The sequence below is a fragment of the Pedobacter sp. JY14-1 genome, assembly GCF_029269825.1.
Lineage (GTDB): Bacteria > Bacteroidota > Bacteroidia > Sphingobacteriales > Sphingobacteriaceae > Pedobacter.
Genome location: NZ_JARJHU010000001.1, coordinates 631,929 through 652,648 on the forward strand (window position 1 = coordinate 631,929; position 20,720 = coordinate 652,648).

A 20,720-nucleotide genomic window follows, 5' to 3' on the forward strand; every position below is an offset into this window, starting at 1 on the left:
AGGGCGCCGAAGCGCCCTAATAAAAACATTTCCAGCCTTAATGCTAAGGTGTATATTTTTTGAATATGGAAGTTGCCGTATGTCCCCCAAAGCCAAAGGTATTGTTCAGCACATAATTCACAGGCGTTTGCAGCGATTCACCCAGTACGATATCCAACCCTTCCGGAATCCCGGGGTCCAGTTCTTTCGTATTGATCGTGGCCGGGATCATGTCATTTTTTGCCGAAAGCACACTGATCACGCTTTCAATCGCACCCGCACCGCCCAGCAGGTGGCCGGTCATCGACTTCGTTGCACTGATCTTTACCGGCAAATCACCAAATATCTTCTTTATTCCGTTCAGCTCACCAATATCGCCCAGTCCGGTCGATGTCGCATGTGCATTGATATAGTCAATCTTATCAGCTTCGATACCCGCATCTTTCAATGCCCTGCGGATACCCAGAGAAGCCCCCAGGCCATCGGGAGGAGTACCTGTCAGGTGATAGGCATCCGCAGCCATACCACCACCTACCATTTCCGCATAAATCTGCGCTCCGCGGGCCACAGCATGCTCATATTCTTCCAGGATCAACGCGCCGGCACCCTCGCCGATCACGAAACCATCCCTTGTCGGATCAAAAGGCCGGGAAGCACCTTCAGGATCATCGTTTCGCTTAGAAAGTGCCTGAGCAGCATTAAAACCGCCTACAGAAGCCTCTGTGATCGCCGCTTCCGAGCCTCCTGCCACCATAATGGTCGCCTTGCCCATGCGGATCGTATCAAACGCACTGATAATCGCCGTATTTGATGATGCGCAGGCGGAAACCGTTGCATAGTTAGGACCATGTAGCTTGTGCCGGATCGAAATAACTCCTGCGGCAATGTCGACGATCATCTTGGGAATAAAATATGGACTGAACCTTGGCGTTCCGTCACCCGAATGAAATTCCCTCAGTTGCTGTTCAAACGTTCCGATCCCACCGTTACCCGACGCCCAGATCACCCCAACCTCGTAGCGTTCCTCCTCAGGCATCTGCGCAAAGTCAAGTCCGGCATCTTTAATGGCCTGGTCACTTGCCGCAATGGCATATTGTGTATACAGGTCGTATTTCTTCAGTTCTTTTTTATCAATATATGCTTCGGGGTCAAAGCCTCTTACTTCTGCCGCAAAATTAGTTTTAAACTTAGTGGCATCAAATTTCGTGATCGCACCTACACCACTTTTTCCGGCTACGATGTTCGTCCAAAATTCCGCTACCGTGTTCCCCAAGGGGGTCACGGCACCAAGACCTGTCACTACTACTCTTTTCATATCTGATGAATTTATCCTTTACAAATCCGCAATAGCTATGCGGGCCACAAAAGTAGTTGTTTTTTTCAGAACTTATGCCTGCTGCTTGATTCCCTGATAATCAGCTGAGGTTTTATCGTGATGGTCTTAGGTCCCGACGCTGTTGCATCCAGCTTTGCTTCCCTGAAATAAAGCCTCGCAATGGCATTTCCCATCTCCACACTATGCTGGTCTATCGTAGTAATCGAAGGATTGGTGATTTCTGTAAATGCCTCATTGGAATAACCGCATATCCCCAGCTGGTCCGGCACCGTCAGACCGAGTTCCGTAGCCACCTGCAATACGCCCAGGGCAGAAAAATCAGAGGTCGACGCGAATATGGCATCCGGCGGGTCAGACAGGGCCAGCAGTTCACGCGTCGCTTCCGCGCTCAGTTCCTGGGTCCAGGCATTGACTTTCATCAGCTCTGGCCGCACTTCAATACCATGCTCAGCTAAAGCCTGCAGGTAGCCCTCCTTGCGCTGCCTGAAGATATTCAGGTTTTGCGGCCCTTCCAGGAGTGCTATCCGCCGGTATCCTTGTTCAACGAGATGAGAAACCGCCTCCACAGATGCCTGTCTGTTATCATTTAATACCTTCAGCGTATCCAGCTCATCTGCCACCCGGTCAAACTGGATCAGCCTTATCCCGTTTTTCTGGATGTTCCTGATATGCTCATCATCTTCAAACTCTGCAGCTACAGACATGACGATGCAGTTCACCTGCTGGTTGATCAGCGTATTCACACATTCCACCTCACGCTTATAAGATTCATTCGACTGGCAGATCACCAGGTTATACCCGTTCTCATAAGTAATCTCCTCAAGTCCCGCAATAATGTCCGCAAAGAAATTCTGGTTAATCCTGGGCACAATTACGCCAATCGTACGGTTAGAACCTCTTCTCAGGTTTGAGGCCAAACTGTTCGGCTGATAGTTCATTTCCCTGGCCGTATCCAGGATCAGCTTTCTGGTCGCCTCACTTACCTTACTGGTATTACTTAAGGCCCTGGATACAGACGACGCATTCAGATTGAGCTTCCGGGCTATGTCATAAATCGTTGTCCTTTTCTGGTTCTTCATATTAGTAGCTGTAAATATGTGAAAATAATTATTATGCAATCGATTGCTTATTGTAATTATTTATTTAAATTCGTCTGAACAAATATGAACTTGAATGCTGCTACTAGGAATTGATGTTGGTACATCATCTATTAAAATCTCCATTGTCGACGCTGCCAGCGGCGCGCTGAAGGCCACTTGTACTTATCCCGAAAAGGAATCAGAGATCATTGTACACCAGCCTGGCTGGGCTGAGCAATCGCCTGACATGTGGTGGGCCCACGTGCAGCAGGCCATCAGTCAGTGTAATGCAAAAAAGGCTTATGATCCACAGGACATTACCGCTATCGGCATAGCCTATCAGATGCACGGGCTTGTCATGGTCAACAAAGACCAGAACAGCCTGCGTAACAGCATCATCTGGTGTGACAGCAGAGCTGTATCCATTGGTGATCAGGCTTTTGAGGCCATCGGCAGAGAACGTGCACTAGCTCACCTGCTCAACTCACCCGGCAATTTTACGGCATCCAAACTGGCATGGGTGAAGGCAAATGAACCTGAAACCTATTCAAAGGCAGATAAGATCATGCTCCCCGGCGATTATATTGCCCTGAAACTTACCGGCGAGGCGAGCACCAGTGCCTCCGCACTTTCTGAGGGAGTTTTCTGGGATTTTCAAAGCAAGGACCTTTCTGAAGATGTGATGGGCTACTATGGTTTCGACCGCTCGCTCATTCCCGGTATCAGGCCGGTATTTTCCATACACGGTCATGTCACTCAGCAGTCTGCTGCCCTTCTGGGCCTGAAAGCAGGCATACCTGTGAGTTATAAGGCAGGTGACCAGCCCAACAATGCGCTTTCGCTCAACGTAACCGAGCCCGGTGAGGTAGCCGCTACCGCAGGAACGTCCGGTGTCATCTACGGCGTCACCGATCACCTGCTTTGTGACCAGGCGTCCAGGGTCAACACCTTCGCTCACGTCAACTATACTGCGGAAGATCCGCGTCTTGGCGTACTGCTCTGCATCAACGGCACCGGAAGTATGTACCGCTGGGCAAAATCACAATTTGGCGGCAATATGGAATACGACACGATCAACCAGCTCAGCGCCACTTCGCCTGCCGGCAGCAAAGGTCTGCGTGTACTGCCATTCGGCAATGGTGCGGAACGTATGCTGAACAATAAGATTGCAGGCGCACATTTCCATAATATAGACCTCAACCTGCACCATACTGCAGATCTCTTCCGTGCTGTTCAGGAAGGCATTGCCTTTTCCTTCCGGTACGGTCTGGACATCCTGCGCGAAAACGGCATGCAGCCCGGCATCATCAGGGCAGGGCGTTCCAACCTGTTCCTCAGCGAGGTATTTACCCGCTCCTTCGTGAACATTACCGGCGTACCGGTAGAACTGCATAACAATGACGGCAGTTACGGTGCAGCCATCGGTGCAGGTATCGGCGCAGGCATTTACAAGCATGCAGGAGAAGCCTTCACCAATAAAAAACCCCTGGGTATCATCGAGCCTGATGGTACCGACCTTGAAACCGCTTACCAGGAATGGAAGCAGTTGCTTGAAAAGATATTGAACTAATTAAATCATACCATTCACCAAAACCTATTATCATGACTTTACACTCCGAAAACGAATTCTTTAAAGGCATCGGCCAGATCAAATATGAAGGCCCTCAGACCGACAATCCCTTAGCTTTCCGCTGGTATGATCCTGCAAGAGTAGTTGCCGGAAAAACCCTGAAAGACCACCTGCGTTTTGCCGGCGCTTACTGGCATTCGTTCTGCGGCAACGGCGCAGATCCGTTCGGCGCACCTACTCACATCTTTCCCTGGGACAAAAAAAGCGATGCAGTAGAACGCGCAAAAGACAAAATGGACGCTGCGTTTGAGTTCCTGACCAAAATGGATATTCCCTACTATTGCTTCCACGATGTAGATGTTGTAGACTATACCAATGACATCAGCGAAAATGACCGCAGACTGCAGGCCCTTACCGAATATGCAAAGCAAAAGCAACAGGCAACAGGCATAAAACTCCTCTGGGGTACAGCAAACCTGTTCTCACATCCCCGTTATATGAACGGTGCTTCCACCAATCCTGACTTTCATGTGCTTGCCCACGGCGCGGCGCAGGTAAAGGCTGCTTTGGATGCGACCATTGCCCTGGGTGGTGAAGGATATGTATTCTGGGGCGGACGCGAGGGTTACATGAGCCTGCTCAACACCGACATGAAACGCGAACAGGAGCATCTGGCCAGGTTCCTGCACGCCTCAAAGGATTATGCCCGCAAAAATGGTTTCAAAGGCACTTTTTACATAGAGCCAAAACCATGCGAACCAACAAAACATCAGTATGACTACGATGCAGCCACCGTGCTTGGTTTCCTGCGTCAGTACGACTTGCTGAACGATTTCAAACTGAACCTGGAAGTAAACCATGCCACCCTGGCGGGCCACACTTTCCAGCACGAGCTGCAAGTGGCTGCCGATGCCGGCATGCTGGGATCCATCGATGCCAACCGCGGCGACTCGCAAAACGGATGGGACACCGATCAGTTCCCGACCAATCTCAACGAGCTGGTAGAATCCATGCTGATCATCCTTGAAGCAGGCGGCTTCAAAACTGGCGGCATCAATTTCGACGCCAAGATCCGCAGGAATTCAACCGATCCCGCAGATCTGTTCCACGCACATATCGGCGGTATGGACAACTTTGCCCGGGCGCTCATCATCGCAGATAACATCCTGAAGAAGTCTGAATACAAAAAGATCCGTGCTGACCGCTACGCGTCATATGACGCCGGTGCCGGTAAAGATTTCGAATCGGGTAAACTGAGCCTGGAAGACCTCAGGGACTTCGCTATCGCGAACGGAGAACCTAAGACCATTTCCGGTCGCCAGGAATACCTGGAGAACCTCATCAACTGGTATATCTGATCGGACGGTTCAGGTTTTGATCAGACATTTTCCGATAAGGAGCAGATCATAGGGTCTGCTCCTTTTTTATTCGCCATCCTGCAACTGCATTGCCGCAAAAGCATCCGAAATAACCTGCGGCACCGGACGGACCAGCTTCCTGAGTTTCGTATCGATCCAGGCGCCCTCCACGGTAAGTCTCGCCTTAATCTTCCCGCGCTCATCCTTAAACTCATGTACAATCGTCCATTTCGAGCGGTCTTCGCTCACCTGCGTAAATTCGAAATCTATATACACCACATCCCCCGGCCGGATCTCCCGCATAAAAACACATTCCTCCCGGAAAAGCACCGGTGCAAAATGCTCCCGCTCCATCACTTCCAGGGTTACCCCGTAACGGTGCAGCACATTGATGCGGTGCTGGGAAGCCAGGTCGTAATAACTGCTGTGCCGCATATGAAAATTCGGGTCCAGGTCAGACCAGCGCAGGATAATGGGTTCAGCCTGTAGTTTCATATCCAAATATAGCTACAGCCTTTTGATTAATGCACTGAATACCCTACCTTTAAAGCCAGATTAAACTAAATTTTACCACGAAATGAACTTGAATAAGTTATTAATGACCACAGCGCTTACCGCCAGTGGTCTTATCCTGGCCAATGTACAAGCCAGTGCCCAGGAAAAGACCAAACCCGAAGACACTGAAGTCTATTCACCGGTACCGAAGGTAGTACAGGCTAAAGCCGTAACCACCCCCGCCCCCTCAGATGCCATTGTGCTGTTCGACGGCAAGGACTTAAGCCAATGGGTAAGTGTCGAGAACCGTGACCAGCCTGCAAAATGGACCCTGGGCAAAGGTGTGTTCACCGTCAACAAAAAAACCGGCGGCGGCAATATCGAGACCAAACAATCCTTTCTGAACTATCAACTGCATATCGAATGGCAGGTACCTGCAAATGTCACCGGCAAAGGTCAGGGCCGCGGTAACAGCGGATTATTTCTGGCTTCTATCGGCAAAGGCGATGCAGGTTACGAACTGCAGATCCTCGATTCTTACCAGAATGACACCTATACCAACGGACAGGCCGCCAGTATCTACAAGCAGTTTGTACCCCTGGCTAACCCGACCAATAAACCAGGAGAATGGAACTCTTACGATATCGTCTGGACCGCCCCTACCTTCAATGCCGACAACAGCGTCAAGACGCCTGCAAAAGTAACCGTATTGTTCAACGGTGTACTGGTACAGAACAATGTTGAATTGAAAGGTCCAACCCAATATATCGGTGAACCGGCCTATCGTCAGGCACATGGAGCCTCACCTATCAAGCTGCAATCTCATGGCGACCCAAGCGAGCCGGTGAGCTTCCGCAACATCTGGGTAAGGGAATTATAATCCTGCCGTCCATATGCGGCGTCATTTCAGGCAATACCGGAATGACGCCGCAATTATTCAGGCCAACAGGGTGTACACCTGACTACAAAACACCTTCGACAATACTTTTCAGCTGACTTGCCTGAATTACACCGCTCTGCCGCCACTTTATCGCTCCATTCTTAAATAAGATCAGCGTAGGTACGCCCTGAATATTATATTGCCGGGAAACCTGCGGGTTTTTATCCACATCCACTTTCAAAATAGTTGCCGTTTCACCGATCATCCCCTTTAGTTGCTGAAGGATCGGTGCCATCATTTTACAGGGTCCGCACCATTCTGCCGAAAAATCTACCAAAACCGGTTTATCTGAACTGATGATCTCCTTAAAAGTTGCCATAATACTATGCTATTTACATTCGTGACTGATTTGCGGTATCTTACCGTACCGGTTCATACTCCATCTGCACTGCCGCAACTATCCTGCCAGGTAAAAGAGACCACTAGCTCTTTTCAATCAGGCACTGTGCTTCATGCCGCACCGGAAAATTACAGGAATTGGCGATAAAGCACATCTTATTCGCCTGTTCATGCAGCGCAATCGCCCTTTCAATATCCTCAGCACGATTGATGGTCACAATGGGGTTCAGCACCACCTCCGTAAAATGGCCGCTACCATCATCCTTTTCCGTCATCCGCCCGATCGCAGTATCCTTATAATCCAGCACGATGATCCCATTTTGCGAGCACAGGTGCAGGTACCAGAGCATATGGCAGGATGAAAGTGAAGACACCAGCAGGTCTTCCGGGTTATACCTGCCCTTATCGCCCATGAAAGCCGAATCTGAAGAGCCCAGGATATCCGGTTTATGGCTCACTGAAATCACATAACTTCTGTCATAAGAACGGTAGTCCATGGTGCCCGAGCCTTTGTTGCCGGTCCATACCAAATTTGTCTGATACTGATGTGCCTTAGTCATAACGCGCTATACTTGATTACTCCAATATAACGAATCAATGCTTCTTCTCCAAATCCGTCATCCATAATTCCCCTGGTATAAACGGACGGTCGGATGCCACAAATTCCAGCGTACCGCCATTCATGATCTCCTCCTGCCTCAGCCAGTTTCGCTCCAGCTTCTTACCGTTCAACCTGACCTCTTTAATGTAAATGTTCCGGTCAGAGAAGTCCTTCACTGTAACTTTCAGCTTCTTTCCGCCCTGCCAGTTGAACTCCAGCGACTCAAACAAGGGCACGTTCAGGTAGTAGACCGGCCAGCCTACACAAGCCGGGGAAATGCCGGCTGCGGTCAGGACAAACCAGGACGACATTGCACCCGCGTCGTCGTCCATCGTGCGCACATAAGCCTTCGGTTCATTCTTGTATATCCTGTCTACAAAGGGGTCTATACCCCTGCTGTTGTCGTTAAAATAATACTGCACGACCGTATCTACCGCATAGTTGTGCATCAGTTTCTGCGATTTCCAGGCCTCAGCAGTAGGGTTATACATCCCCGGCACCTGAAGATCGGGCTCATTTGCATGGTTATACAGGTCATTTTTAAAGAAATAATCCAGTTGTGACAAATAGGTTTGCTCACCCCCGGTGAGTGCGATCAGCCCCTTGATGTCGAAGGGCACAAACCAGCGGTACTGCCAGATCGTTCCCTGATATAATTTACGGGCCTGCATACGGTCCACATCACTTTTGCCGATATCCTTAAAATCCTTGTTCCAGTAATTCTTATATTCCAGCGCCTTTGCCAGGTATTTTGCGCTTAGTTCTTTTTTACCCAGCAAGCCCAGTATCTCTGACAAGGCCCAGGTATCATAAGAGGATTCCAGTGCTTTGTCCGGCTGGCCGAAATCCAGCCTGTCCACCTCTTTGATCAGTGAGTCCACAATCGATGCTGCATCGATCTTATAGCCTTTTCGCATCGCATCCAGCACAACCACTACGGCATGCTCCGTCCTTACGGTTGGCGTAGGCTCTGTTTTCGTCGCATAGTCCTTCTTGCCATATTTATACAGGTTGGCTACAGAATAGGCAATATCCCCGTAACGCTCCGGATAGGCCACAGATAACAATGGCAGTTGTGTACGGTAATTGTCCCATATGGCCCAGCCGTTATAGATCATACCCTGATATCTTTGCAGGCTCCCGTCAATCGCACGATATACACCATCCGGCTCTGACACCTGATAAGGTGACTGAATAGCCCTGTAGAGCAATGAATAAAACAGTTTTTCCCGTTCAGGATCCCCTTTTACCCTGATCCGTCCGAGGTGTCCGGCCCAACCCTTTTCACTTTGTGTCCTCAGTTCCTCATAATTCATTTTGCTTAGGTTCTGCCTCGCATAGGCGATACTGGTCGATGAAAAACTCACCCGGACCTCGACCTCATCCACATGATTATCCTTCTCCGTCCCATCTCCTACCCTCGCGATCAAGCGGTGATCCGAGGTTTTCTCCCAGGTTACCGGCCTGCTGAACTCGAGATAATAATACAATTTGTAAACTCCCGCATGGCAGGTCGTCTTTGAACTGATCGAACCGCTCAGCGACACACCGGAAGTACTGTGTTCTTCCCCGACAAATCCTCCGTTGAAGGAATACCCCAGGTCCAGTGTAAAGCCCTTCGCTCCTTTCGGAAAACGGTAGCGGTGCCGGCCTTCATTCTGATAAACTGCCATTTCCGCACTGATGCCGTTCCCAAAACTGGCTCCGTAATAGCCAGGTCCGGCATTCTGCTTCACCCTGATCAGGGTAGCATTGTCATCTGTCTTGCCCAGAAAAGGTTTGATAAATAAATTTCCGCCACTTCCCATACACCCTACGCCTTCAAATCGGTTGTGCGTAAAACCTATAAATTCCCTGGCATTGTATTCATAGCCTGTGTGCGTATTGGGATAAGTCTGCGGCCCGATACTCAGCATACTAAATGGATAACTTGCGGCAGGAGACATTTGTCCGTGGTCACCCGAACTACCCAGAAAGACATTCACTTTAGCATTCAGGCTTCGGTCAACCATAGCAGGTTGCCCGATCATGGCAGGACGTTGTGCAAATACGGTCGCGTAGCTGAGCCCTATACAAGTGGCAAGCAGAAACTTTAACTTCATGTGGGTGTGGATTGGTGTATAAATCTAAAACTCCCGCAAGTTAAACAGATAAAACTTAGCATCCCAAAAGACGTGTCCTTTGGTTGATAAGACGATATCCAATGGCCGTTACCATTGAGTCCATGTTCCGACCGTGTTGAGTCCACGTTGAGTCCACGTTTTTACGGAAAAAACGTGGACTCGACATGCAGTTGAGACGCTAGAAATATGCTGGCAGTACGAACTGTGGTTTACTTATGTATGAAGGTCAGCTGAACAGGATAAAGGCGATGATCAGCGTGACGACAATATTGAACCCCTGGGCGATCAGAAATGCGTAAAGCGGCTTTTTGCTGTTGGAGCCGAACAGGTCCCTGAAATTGGTTTCCAGGCCGATGCTGGTAAAGGCAAGTGCAAACCAGAGCCCTTGCAGGCTCTTCAGACTGCCTTTTACAGAACCAATGGTTTCCGGCGAGACGAAAAACGAAAACAACAGCGAAGCACCTATAAAACCAAGTACAAATTTTGGGAAACGTTCCCAGATCACCTTCAACGTAGGGCGGTTTTCTTTATCCTTACCGGCGGGATGCTGGGTATAGGTCCAGTACACGGATATCACAAAGGCGGCGATGCCGAGCAACACGTTCTGCGAGAACTTCACGATGGTACTGATCTTCAGGGCCTCTTCGCCAACCAGGCTGCCCGAAGCCACGACAGCTCCTGTCGTATCGATACTACCGCCCAGCCAGGCACCGGTAACGGCCTGCGGGAAATTGAAATAACTGGCGATGTAGGGCATAAAGACCATCATCGGGATAGCGGTAATGAGCACCATGGAAATCACATAGGAAAGCTTTTTGGAATCCCCCTTGATGGCACCGGAAGTAGCGATCGCTGCGGAAACCCCGCAGATGGATACGGCGCTGGAGATCATCATGGTCAGCTCCTCGTCGACTTTCATTTTTTTGCAGAGCCAGAAGGCAAAGTACCAGACGGAAAGTACGACAACAAGCGCCTGGATCAGTCCGAGCGAGCCGGCCTTGAGGATATCCGAAAAGATGACGCCGGTACCCAAAAGGACGAGTCCGATCTTCACGTAGAGCTCCGTAGAAAGTGCGGATTTGAACCAGTCCGGAAGTTCCAGCAGGTTTCCGATCAGCAGACCGATGACCAGGCTGAAGATAACAGCCTCCAATCCGTAATACTTAATCTGACTATTGCCGGCAATGATCAGCGCTATAATGGTAAGTATATAGACGATGGGAAAGGCTTTGAGGTGAGCAGTCAGCGGTTTACCGGTAAGCAGTGCGCCGAGCAAGGCCACGACGATAACGAAGATGAACTGCAGACCGATGATCTGCAGGTTGGTCGCGGCGAATACGTTTGCAGAGAGTTCCGAAGTGTTGCTCCATTCGAATTTTGGTGCAGGCAGGAGGATACCCCCGAGTGACAGTACAATGATCAGGGCACCGAGGATAACGACGACCCAGTCTTCATGAAGGCTAATTTTCTTTTGTTCTGACATGATTTGGTTTGATTTGTGGTTTTATTTGTTCTTCTTCTGGATGTAGCGGGGCTCAGCTAGTGAACCCGTTAAGTTTAATGGAGAAAATATCGTTAAGCGCCCGCTTTGCCGCATGATATCCGCACATGCCGTGTACACCACCGCCAGGAGGCGTAGATGACGAACAGATGTACAATCCCTTTGCGGAAGTACGGTAAGGCGAGCTGCGCAATGCCGGCCGGGTAAAGAGCTGACCGATATCAATAACGCCGCCGTTAATGTCTCCGCCGATGTAATTGGGGTTGTGCTCCTGCATCTGAGAAGTATTCATCGTATGACGGCCAATGATCTGGTCCCGGAAGCCCGGGGCAAAACGCGCTACCTGCTTTTCAATGATTTCGGTCATGTCCCTTGTGGAACCGTTGGGCACGTGGCAATAAGCCCAGGCGGTATGCTTTCCTTCCGGGGCGCGGCTGTCGTCGAACAGGCTTTGCTGGGCCAGCAGCACGAATGGTTGCTCCGCATGCCTGCCTTCCCAGCACTGCTGTTCAGAAAGTTTGATTTCTTCAAAGGTGTTACCAATATGTACCGTACCTGCTCTGCGGGCCTCGGGAGCTGTAAAAGGAATCGGACCGTCGAGCGCCCAGTCTATTTTGAAGACGCCCATGCCGTAACGGTATTTTTCCAGTTGCCATTTGTAAATGGATGAGAACCTATGGCCTGCGATCTGCAGCAATTGCCGTGGGGTTACATCAAAAAGTACGGCCTTTGCAGAAGGAAGCTGATCCAGTGATCTGACATAAAAGCCGGTGTCGATCCGGCCGCCCAGGGCGATGAAATAAGAGGCCAGTGCGTTCGCGATCTCTTTGGAACCACCTGCGGGTATCGGCCAGCCTTTCAGGTGAGCGGCTGACATCAGCACCAGCCCGATGGCCGAAGTGGTCAGGTTGGTCAGGGGCTGTATGGAATGCGCGGCCATCCCTGCCCAAAGCCCTTTCGCCGCCTGCGTATTGAAGCGCCGGGCGAGAAAGCTTGCCGAGGTCAGGGCATCGAGCCCGAAGCGCGCCAGCTTTAAGGGATGTTTCGGAAAACTGAGCGGGCCCAGCACATCGGCGGCGATGTCCGGCCAGTCGTTAACGAGCGGCCGCATGAGCTTCAGGTAGGCCTGTTCATCCTTGCCAAGGGCGCTGGCGGTCTCTTCCAGCGAACTGCCGAGCGACGCAGCGGTACCGTCATCGAAGGGATGTGCGGCGGCAATTTCTGGATAGATATAGCTTAGCCCGTGGTCGGCCAGCGGAAGGGTCTGAAAAAAAGGTGAGCCCAGGGCAAGGGGATGTATCGCAGAACAAATGTCATGAATGAAGCCGGGCAGGGTCAGTTCCGCGGAACGCAGTCCTCCGCCCAGGCTGTCCTTTCCTTCGATCAGCAGCACGGAAAGTCCTTCCTGTTGCATCGTAATGGCAGCTGCCAGGCCATTGGGCCCGGAACCGATAACAATCGCGTCATACGCTGTTGTGCTCATGCTTTGTTTTTTACGGTACCGGAAATCTTGGAACTGCCGTTACCGGCAGTAAATCATCCAGTGCATGGTGAAGATAGGGATATTTGAACTGAAATCCGTTCTGTTGCAAAAATGTTGAAATGACGCTCCTTCCGGAGAGAACGAGTTCAGCTTCCGTGCCGATAAAGACGGTATTGGTAGCGCCTGCCCTGAGGAGGATGATTTTTTCCTTTTTTTCTTCGACCATAATCCTAATAAGCCCTGACTTTACTTTGCCTGCCTTCGACCAGCGGATATCTTTTATCTGAACAGTCGAGGACCACATAAATGGAGTCGCGGAATTCGTTGATACCCTGCAGGACGATCCGGCCAGCGCTTGGCCTGCTGTAGTGCAGCACCTGCGTCTCATCCTGATGGTTTTTATTTTTATTCTGCAGGTACAGGATTTTATTGACCGTATCCGCATTATAAAAGAAATACCTGCGTTCTCCGGCCATTCCGCCTACTTCCCAGCGAGTCACTCCGAGGTCGCGGTTCTTTTTGAGTTTGGAAAGCCGGTCGGAGTCCTGGGTATTGACCTGGTTGAGCTGGTTATTCTTCTTGTCGTTTTTGACCCTTAGTGGTGAGTAACCGATCATGCGGTCAGCAATGGCACCGCGGTTGGTCCTGTAGCTTAGGGATGACCAGCCCTCAAAAGTTGCGTCCTGCCAGCGAACGGAGTCCTGGGGACTGTAAGTAACGATCTTACCATTGAGCCTGAACTCGGTAACGTTATAATAGCCCTTTGTTCCGGCCAGACCAGGGGTACTGGGAATGTTGTAATTGTTGCCGAAGAAAAAGCCATAAGCCCAGAGTGCCGCGGCAACGGGGACGAAGAGGAAATTGAAGGCCCACTTGATACCGAAAACCAGCTTTTTCTCCCAGCCTTCAGTAAATACAGGATTGTACCGGTAAGGCTGGATATCCCGTTCCCTGACCAGCAGGTTCCAGATCTTGGGCAGATCATACCAGACCACAAAAATACCGATAATGGCGAAATAAGCTGCCGGTACCGCTACTCCTGCATCATAGGCATGGTTGGCAATACAGATGTTGAAGGTAACCACCGCAGCGAAGGCCGCACCCAGTGGCGAGGTTTTGCGATTGAGCAGCAGCAGGCCGGGAACGATCTCAGCGAAGCCCAGGAAAACTGTGTACCAGAAGGATACGCCGACGTGAGACCAGTACAGCTTTTTTTCCGCCATGTCTATGAAAGGTGTATTGAGCATGCCTACCGTAGGAAAAACCATTTGCATCGGAAAGGCCTTTTTCAGTCCCCAGCCTACCATCCCGTAGGCCAGGCGATAACGGGCCAGTACGCGTATCCAGTAATAAAGTTTACTGTATTGGGTAGATTTTTTATCCAGGGCTGTCCAGATGAGCCCGCCCACTACGGCAATACCGAAGGTGAGGATAAGGTTAATGTAGTTGAGCAGGCCGAAAACACCTTCCTCAGAAAGTATGGTTACGATCTGGGGTGGCCAGAAGGCCACAATGGCCTGAAAATCATGATAGGTGATCTTGGAAAACTTCAGGGAGATCAGGTCCTCGTAGAATTTGGTGTATAAAGGGATACAGAGCAGGAGCATGTACAGAAAGCCGATCCGGAAGGCGATTTTCTGTATCTTCGTCCAGGGCTTGCGGCCATCGGCCTCGCCTGTGGTTGTTTGGGTATAATTGCCGGTATGGCCAGCGTCTTCATGTTGCTGATAATCGCCTTTAAGTCCTGCCGGGATTTCCAGGCTGTTGTCTAATGCTGACATAAGAATAGATTAAATCATCTGATCGGTTAAATTTTAACGGGTCTGCGGCGGCCCTCGAACATCATATATTTCTTATTGATCTTCGCCAGGGTGACGCGGATGGAATCACGGTTCTCGTTGATACCGGAGAGAACGATGGTGGAATCATTGGGCCGCTCATACTTCAATTGCAGCCGCTCGTTGCGGTGGTGGATATTTTTGTTCTGCAGGGACAGCGTATGGTTCAGGGTATCGGCATCATAATAGAAGTAATGACGGCCTGAGTAGCCGGCGAGTTCGTAATTGCGGTCGATGTCCTTTTCATGCACTGCCTCTGCGCTGCTGAAGTCAATTTTCACCGGACGGTTCTGCCGTATCGTAAGCGTAGACCATTTCTCAAAAACGACATCCTGCCAGCGGCGGGGATCAGTTTTTGAATAGGGTATGGTGTCGTTGTTAAGGATAAACTCCCTGACGTTGTAATATCCGAAGGCTTTGTTGAGCCCTGGTGTGTGCGGAACCTTATACGGATCATGAACATAATTATCAAAGGCCTTATAAGCGAACAGCACAGCAAAGAGCACAAACGCAACACGAAGCCCGGCACGCAGATTTTTCAGTTTCTGGCTGGTAAACCGGTAGTGGAAGCGGTTGGCCCTTGCGGGTACCTCCTTCACCAGCAGGTCCCACAACCTGGGCACATCGTAGGCAAACAGGAACGCGGCCATCAGCACAATGAAGGTACTGAGCACCTGCTCCCCGATGTCATAAAAACCATTGGCCACGGCAACATTACCCAGGAAACCAAAGATCAGTCCGACACCGAAGGTGGTGGTGCGCCGGTTGAACAGCAGGAAGGCGGCCAGGATTTCGACAAACCCGAGAAATGATTCGTATTTAGGCGCGATGGCTACAGTCTGGAAATAGATCTTCCAGGCAAAAAAATCCCCGTAATTGGTCAGCAGGTTGCTGAGCGAGGGATATGGCATCTGCAAGGGGAAGAACTTGATGAAACCATACGTAATGAGCACAAAGGCCAGCCGGTAACGTACAAGTACCCGAAGCCAGTAGTATAGTACAGTATATTCTTTACGATGGGCATCGAGCTTTGCCCAGATGGCTGCACCGGCCAGTGCTATTGCTGCAAACAGTGCCCAGTTGAGGAAACTGCCTCCATACCACCCTTCGGTGGATGTTGCGGCAAAGAACTGCGGCTGGTATTTGGTCAGCTCAAACAGGTCGTGAAAGTGGAGGTTCAGCCAATTGATACTGAACAGCTTGTGGTAGAACTTCCAGTCCAGGGGAATGATCTGGATGACCAGGAAGATGAAGAAGAACCGGAAGAGGTGCTTTTCCCAGTCCTTCCATTCGCGGAAGGGCTGGCTGTTGGATTGGGAATGGATTTCACTCATGATGATTATTCTTTTCCGTAACTAGGATTTTGGTTAAGTGACTTGTCCGCCAGGATCTCACCTGCGGGGATCGGGAAGATGTATTTCCTCGGGTCCTTCAGCCCGAATACGGCCTCTGCCCTGCCGGTACGGGTAATATCGAACCAGCGGAAAGGCTCCTGCGCAAACTCGACGCGGCGCTCATTTTCCAGGGCCAGCAGAATTTCGTCCCTGGTCAGGGTATTGGGCAGCGGCGTGACCTCAGCGCGGATCCTGACGACGTTGATATCCTCAATAGCACCGATATAGTCGGGCGCAGCTTTCAGGACACGGGCCTCTGCCCGGTTGAGGTATACCTCTGCAGTGCGTATGAGGTAAGCTGAGGAGGTGTTTGTAGGATAGATACCACCAATGAACTGACCAGCGGCATTCTTCACGGAAAGTATTTTACGGCCACCGCCTACCGCAGGATCGTTGAGCAGGTTATGGATCACCGCTTTAGGTTCAAGGGCGCGGTTACTGGTATTCCACTGTGCATAACCGGCATTGACATCATTGACACTGTAGGAAAGTTCAAGCACTGACTCTGAAGTACCTGCTGCCAGGGCAAAAGGTTTGATAAGCCTGTAGGCGGTATTGCTGATCACGGTGCTGGCGTCGGTTTCAGCCAGTTCGTAGTTTTTGGTGTAGAGATACAGGCGGGACCGGAAAGCGGCTACCGTTGATTTGGTCACACGGTTACGGACCACGGTAGCCGGAAGCAGAGGCTCAGCTTTGTTCAGATCGGCGAGTACCTGTGCATAGACTTCCGCCTGGGTGCTTTGTTTGACACCCAGCTTATCGGCCACTACCCGGGTAGGGCTCAGAAAAATCTGTACATTTCCGAATACGCGGGCCAGGTCAAAATAAGAGACGGCGCGGATGAAATAGGCTTCGCCGAGGAGCTGGTTGCGCAGCGCGTCCGAGAGCTTATTGTCTACTACAGCAGGCACCTTCTCGATAATATGATTGGTCCGGTTGATGGTGTTGTAAAAGTTGCCCCAATAGGTAGACAGGAAGGCGATATCAGAACGCAGATTGTAATTGATGATGTTGAGGTCGGTCTGTGCATTATTAAGCGAACGCACGTCACCGCCGGATTGCAGAATAGTGTTCTGAAAGCCTGCACTGTAGTTCAGGCTGGCCAGGGAACGGTAGGCACCACGTACAGCGGCCTCTGCTGAGGAGCGGTCGTAAATGGTGTTATCATCAGGAATGGTATCATATGGAGTTTCCTCCAGGAATTTCTTGCAGGACCCCAGTAATACCGGTACCAGTAAGAACAGCAGGAATAGTTTATAATGTGTTTTCATGATCTTATGTTTTTGATCTTTTATAAATGGAATAGTGTAGATCGCTGCCTGTTAAAAATTTAAACTTGCGCCAAACTGGATGCCTCTTGGTTGCGGCGGGGTCGCGGTATCCAGACCGTCGAGGTTCTGCCCGGCACTACCGGAACTTTCCGGATCGGCTCCGCTGTATTTGGTGGCAATCCACAGGTTGGTACCCTGCGCATAAACTCGTACTTTATTCAGACCAAGGCTCCTGCTTACTGTTGAGGGCAGCGTGTAGCCCAATGTCAGCGCCTTTAACCTGATGAAAGAACCGTCTTCCAGGTAACGGCTGTTCTGCTCGATGTTGTAATTGTTACCTACGCTGGTCAGCCTTGGGGTATTGGTCATATCGCCGGGCTTTTGCCAGCGGTTCAGCTGGCTGGCCAGGATCGATCTTGAAGCATCACGTGTACCGCCGCCTTCCAGGATATATTTGTTGAAGTTGTAGACCTTGTTCCCGTACTGATACGAAAAGAACACATTCAGGTCAAAACCTTTATAAGAAAAGTTATTGGTGATACCGCCAAAGAAATCGGGGATCAGGTTGCCGAGCAGCATGCGGTCGGCGGTAGTAACGGTGGTACCGACAGTACCATCGGCATGCTGAAAAACGGCATCACCTGTCTGCGGGTCTACATACAGCTGCTTGTAGAGCCAGAAACTGCCGAGCGGGGCGCCTTCCTCGGTACGACGGTATTCCCTGGCTTCAAAGGTGATGGGGCTGACCAGTTTTTCCGCGGTGTTGACATTCCTGGCAAAGTTCAGGTTGGCAGTCCAGTTGAAATTGCTGTTTTTGATGATGTTGCCCGTAACCGACAATTCGATCCCCTTGTTACTGACCTCGCCCGCATTGGCAAGGGTACTGCCATAACCGGTAGATTGCGGCACAGGCAGATAGAGCAGCGCGTCCGTGGTGTATTTATAATAAGCGTCCAGGTTGATATAAAGCCTGTCTTTGAACAAACCCAGGTCGAGGCCGGCATTATACGTGGTGGTACGCTCCCATTTCAGGTCCGGGTTTTCCAGTTGGGCAGGAGCTACACCAGGCTTTGGCCCGCTGGTGAGATTGTCCGGGTAGGCTGCGGTTCCCGACCAGAGACCAAGGGCCGCATAGTCGTTAATGCCGTTCTGATTACCTGCCGAGCCCACACTTAACCTGAGTTTCAGTTCAGAGATATTTTCATTGTCTTTCAGGAAGTCTTCCTGTTTGGCCCGCCATGAGGCCCCGATACCAGGGAAATAACCCCAGCGGTTGTTCGCACCGAACTTGGATGAACCATCTGCGCGGAGCACACCTTCCAGGAAGTATTTATTGTCAAGGCTGTAGTTCACCCTGCCGAAAAACGAGGCGAGTGTGGATTTTGACCTGCGCTGATCGGCGGTACGTACTGATGCGGCGGAAATCTGCTGGAAGGAGTTATTGGGAAAGCCCTGTCCCACCGCCTGCGCGACCTGTATGTCTGTTGTCTGGATACTGTTGCCTAATAACAGGGCCAGGTTATGCCTTTCCCCAAACTGGCGGTTATAGGAAAGTGTCTGCTCGTTCAAAAAGATGGAATTGGTCGTGTGCACGTCCTTACGATATCCAAGTGGGTTTGGCGCACCGCCGATAATGGTCTGGTCATTGAAAAACTCGCGTTCATCGTAGATATTATAGTCGAGACCAACCGAAGTCTTGAATTTGAGCCCTTTTGCAAGCTCAAACTCGGCAAACTGGTTGCCGATATAACGGATGCTGGTCGTAGAAATATTAACGACATCGGTATTGGTCAGGTTGTCAATGTTCTCATATAGCGAGCCTCTGGCCGGAGTGCCGTCTGCGTTGTAAAGCGGCAAATAGGTCGGATGGTGCAAGGCGGCAAGTAGGTGTCCGGCCTGCTGACCGGCTCCGCCCCGGATTTGCTGACGGAAAGTGCGGTAGGCGCCATTACTGGACCCGAGTGTGATCTTATCGCTAAGTTTGCTGTCGAGATTGAGCTTGAAGCTGCCTCTCTGAAAATCTGCAGGCTTCAGGATACCTTCCTGATCGGTAAAGCCCGCCCCGATGGTGTAGCGCATTTTTTCGGCGCCGCCCTGCACACTAAAATCATAATTGCTGACATTTGCAGTACGAAAGACCCGGCTCAGGCGGTCATAGGTCTGCTGATCTTCCGGGTTGCCCCTGCCCGGAACGCCGTTGATCACCTCCGTGACCGGACGAAAGGGCCGGTTTTCATACGTCTGGTTCAGGGCCGGGTTATCCTTTCCGGAATTGATCCACTGTTCGTTGACCAACATGGCGTGCTCGGGACCGGTAGTAAGTTTCCACAACCTGTCTGGATCAGCCTTTTGCCAGCCATGGGAAATTTCCAGGTTGTATTTGGTACCGGAATTGTAACTGCCCCGTTTGGTGCTGACCAGGATAACGCCATTGGCTCCTCTGGAACCATAAATGGCAATCGCACTGGCGTCTTTCAGTACTTCAATACTTTCAATATCGGCCGGATTAATGTCAGCAAGCGGAGAGGTGCGCTTCCCGCCAAGGTCTAAAGTGGAAAGTGAATTGTTGTTCACAAATACGCCGTCTATGACGTACAGGGGTTCATTACTGGCATTGATAGAAGCCGTTCCCCGTACCTGCACCTTTACGCCTTCTCCGGGAGATCCTGAATAGGTACTCACTTGCACACCGGCCGCCTGGCCCTGAAGCTGGGCATCGAAACTGGCTACCGGAATGTCCCTGATCTCGGTGGCGCTGATTTTTGCCACAGACCCGACCAGACTCTTGCGGGTCTGGGTACCATAGCCTACCACGACAACGTCATTGAGCTGGCTGGAAGTTTCCTTAAGTATAACGGTAATCGGGCTTCCGTTCGCGATGACCTCCTTCTTTTCATAGGAAATATGCCTGATGTCAAGGGTATAGGGAAATTTTTGTCCGGTGACAAAGCTGAAATGACCATCGCCGTCAGTCTGTACGGAGTGGGTGGTACCCAGAATGTGTACACTGACACCGGGAATACCCTGTCTGGTCAGGGAATCGATAACCTGGCCTTTCAGCGTGGAGTTAATTAAGGGTTGGGTCTGGGCGGATGATGTATAGGATACTAGCAGTTGCAAGAAGAACAAGGCCGCGAATAAAAGCCTGTCCTTTTTAAAAATTTGCATAACTTTAAAAAGTTTTAATTAATACTGATCTGTTGATTAAACTGGCGGCTTTCAGCAAGGGATTGGCGTTTCTGCTGAGGGCCGGAACAAAGACAGGACTAAGTCCTGTCTTTATTATTTAGAAGGAATGATATACATCAACAATACCTGCAGGTTACCCATTGACGAGTTTGTACGGGGAGCGCTATAGCATACTGGAAATGTAAAATCTGTTTCATCTGATTCTTATTTGTATTGGTTTCACC

16 protein-coding genes are annotated in these 20,720 nt (G+C 50.6%); 3 read left to right on the plus strand and 13 right to left on the minus strand.

The features are described from left to right. Positions 1–43 precede the first annotated feature (43 nt). Both fabF and P2W84_RS02740 read right to left on the minus strand, forming a co-directional pair. Positions 44–1,294: a beta-ketoacyl-ACP synthase II gene (fabF, locus tag P2W84_RS02735; protein ID WP_276088569.1), complete on the minus strand. Its 1,251-nt coding sequence runs from the start codon at positions 1,292–1,294 to the stop codon at positions 44–46. Positions 1,295–1,359: 65 nt separating this feature from the next. Next, positions 1,360–2,394, minus strand: coding sequence for a LacI family DNA-binding transcriptional regulator (locus tag P2W84_RS02740; protein ID WP_276088570.1), 1,035 nt, complete (start codon positions 2,392–2,394; stop codon positions 1,360–1,362). Between the two features lie 94 nt (positions 2,395–2,488). Here P2W84_RS02740 and P2W84_RS02745 point away from each other — a divergent pair, with 94 nt between their 5' ends. Next, positions 2,489–3,964: an FGGY family carbohydrate kinase gene (locus tag P2W84_RS02745; protein WP_276088571.1), complete on the plus strand. Its 1,476-nt coding sequence runs from the start codon at positions 2,489–2,491 to the stop codon at positions 3,962–3,964. A gap of 32 nt (positions 3,965–3,996) precedes the next feature. Beyond that, positions 3,997–5,322, plus strand: coding sequence for a xylose isomerase (gene xylA, locus P2W84_RS02750; protein WP_276088572.1), 1,326 nt, complete (start codon positions 3,997–3,999; stop codon positions 5,320–5,322). A gap of 66 nt (positions 5,323–5,388) precedes the next feature. Here xylA and P2W84_RS02755 read toward each other — a convergent pair whose 3' ends face one another. Continuing rightward, positions 5,389–5,817, minus strand: coding sequence for an acyl-CoA thioesterase (locus P2W84_RS02755; protein WP_276088573.1), 429 nt, complete (start codon positions 5,815–5,817; stop codon positions 5,389–5,391). 82 nt (positions 5,818–5,899) lie between these two features. On the opposite strand from P2W84_RS02755, the gene P2W84_RS02760 reads away from it, so the two are divergent. Beyond that, complete coding sequence (locus tag P2W84_RS02760; RefSeq protein ID WP_276088574.1) at positions 5,900–6,697, plus strand: DUF1080 domain-containing protein; 798 nt, start codon at positions 5,900–5,902, stop codon at positions 6,695–6,697. Between the two features lie 82 nt (positions 6,698–6,779). Here the strand turns inward: P2W84_RS02760 and trxA are convergent, their stop codons facing one another. From trxA to P2W84_RS02810, 10 genes are all read right to left on the minus strand, one after another. Further along, on the minus strand, positions 6,780–7,076 hold the full coding sequence (gene trxA, locus P2W84_RS02765) for a thioredoxin (protein ID WP_276088575.1): 297 nt from the start codon (positions 7,074–7,076) through the stop codon (positions 6,780–6,782). 103 nt (positions 7,077–7,179) lie between these two features. Continuing rightward, entirely contained in the window at positions 7,180–7,656 is a 477-nt protein-coding gene (locus tag P2W84_RS02770; protein WP_276088576.1) for an OsmC family protein, read from the minus strand. A 34-nt stretch (positions 7,657–7,690) separates the two neighbouring features. After that, entirely contained in the window at positions 7,691–9,799 is a 2,109-nt protein-coding gene (locus tag P2W84_RS02775) for a glycoside hydrolase domain-containing protein (protein WP_276088577.1), read from the minus strand. A gap of 247 nt (positions 9,800–10,046) precedes the next feature. Beyond that, positions 10,047–11,303 (minus strand): putative sulfate exporter family transporter, encoded by a 1,257-nt coding sequence (locus P2W84_RS02780; RefSeq protein WP_276088578.1) that lies wholly within the window; start codon positions 11,301–11,303, stop codon positions 10,047–10,049. Between the two features lie 52 nt (positions 11,304–11,355). Continuing rightward, on the minus strand, positions 11,356–12,804 hold the full coding sequence (locus tag P2W84_RS02785; protein ID WP_276088579.1) for an NAD(P)/FAD-dependent oxidoreductase: 1,449 nt from the start codon (positions 12,802–12,804) through the stop codon (positions 11,356–11,358). Between the two features lie 10 nt (positions 12,805–12,814). Next, positions 12,815–13,030 (minus strand): DUF1731 domain-containing protein, encoded by a 216-nt coding sequence (locus P2W84_RS02790; RefSeq protein ID WP_276088580.1) that lies wholly within the window; start codon positions 13,028–13,030, stop codon positions 12,815–12,817. Positions 13,031–13,034: 4 nt separating this feature from the next. Further along, a complete protein-coding gene (locus P2W84_RS02795) occupies positions 13,035–14,585 on the minus strand; it encodes a hypothetical protein (RefSeq protein ID WP_276088581.1) in 1,551 nt (516 codons plus the stop codon). 26 nt (positions 14,586–14,611) lie between these two features. After that, positions 14,612–15,976, minus strand: a complete 1,365-nt coding sequence (locus P2W84_RS02800) for a DoxX family protein (protein ID WP_276088582.1) — start codon at positions 15,974–15,976, stop codon at positions 14,612–14,614. A 5-nt stretch (positions 15,977–15,981) separates the two neighbouring features. After that, positions 15,982–17,307 carry a RagB/SusD family nutrient uptake outer membrane protein gene (locus tag P2W84_RS02805; RefSeq protein WP_276088583.1) on the minus strand — a complete coding sequence of 442 codons (1,326 nt, stop codon included), beginning with the start codon at positions 17,305–17,307 and terminating at the stop codon, positions 15,982–15,984. 51 nt (positions 17,308–17,358) lie between these two features. Beyond that, positions 17,359–20,475, minus strand: coding sequence for a TonB-dependent receptor (locus P2W84_RS02810; protein ID WP_276088584.1), 3,117 nt, complete (start codon positions 20,473–20,475; stop codon positions 17,359–17,361). Positions 20,476–20,720: the final 245 nt, after the last annotated feature.

Bases quoted from the DNA above. Each gene is read 5' to 3' on its own strand.
- fabF (WP_276088569.1), bottom strand. From the start codon at position 1,294: ATGAAAAGAGTAGTAGTGACAGGTCTTGGTGCCGTGACCCCCTTGGGG.
- P2W84_RS02740 (WP_276088570.1), bottom strand. From the start codon at position 2,394: ATGAAGAACCAGAAAAGGACAACGATTTATGACATAGCCCGGAAGCTC.
- P2W84_RS02745 (WP_276088571.1), top strand. From the start codon at position 2,489: ATGCTGCTACTAGGAATTGATGTTGGTACATCATCTATTAAAATCTCC.
- xylA (WP_276088572.1), top strand. From the start codon at position 3,997: ATGACTTTACACTCCGAAAACGAATTCTTTAAAGGCATCGGCCAGATC.
- P2W84_RS02755 (WP_276088573.1), bottom strand. From the start codon at position 5,817: ATGAAACTACAGGCTGAACCCATTATCCTGCGCTGGTCTGACCTGGAC.
- P2W84_RS02760 (WP_276088574.1), top strand. From the start codon at position 5,900: ATGAACTTGAATAAGTTATTAATGACCACAGCGCTTACCGCCAGTGGT.
- trxA (WP_276088575.1), bottom strand. From the start codon at position 7,076: ATGGCAACTTTTAAGGAGATCATCAGTTCAGATAAACCGGTTTTGGTA.
- P2W84_RS02770 (WP_276088576.1), bottom strand. From the start codon at position 7,656: ATGACTAAGGCACATCAGTATCAGACAAATTTGGTATGGACCGGCAAC.
- P2W84_RS02775 (WP_276088577.1), bottom strand. From the start codon at position 9,799: ATGAAGTTAAAGTTTCTGCTTGCCACTTGTATAGGGCTCAGCTACGCG.
- P2W84_RS02780 (WP_276088578.1), bottom strand. From the start codon at position 11,303: ATGTCAGAACAAAAGAAAATTAGCCTTCATGAAGACTGGGTCGTCGTT.
- P2W84_RS02785 (WP_276088579.1), bottom strand. From the start codon at position 12,804: ATGAGCACAACAGCGTATGACGCGATTGTTATCGGTTCCGGGCCCAAT.
- P2W84_RS02790 (WP_276088580.1), bottom strand. From the start codon at position 13,030: ATGGTCGAAGAAAAAAAGGAAAAAATCATCCTCCTCAGGGCAGGCGCT.
- P2W84_RS02795 (WP_276088581.1), bottom strand. From the start codon at position 14,585: ATGTCAGCATTAGACAACAGCCTGGAAATCCCGGCAGGACTTAAAGGC.
- P2W84_RS02800 (WP_276088582.1), bottom strand. From the start codon at position 15,976: ATGAGTGAAATCCATTCCCAATCCAACAGCCAGCCCTTCCGCGAATGG.
- P2W84_RS02805 (WP_276088583.1), bottom strand. From the start codon at position 17,307: ATGAAAACACATTATAAACTATTCCTGCTGTTCTTACTGGTACCGGTA.
- P2W84_RS02810 (WP_276088584.1), bottom strand. From the start codon at position 20,475: ATGCAAATTTTTAAAAAGGACAGGCTTTTATTCGCGGCCTTGTTCTTC.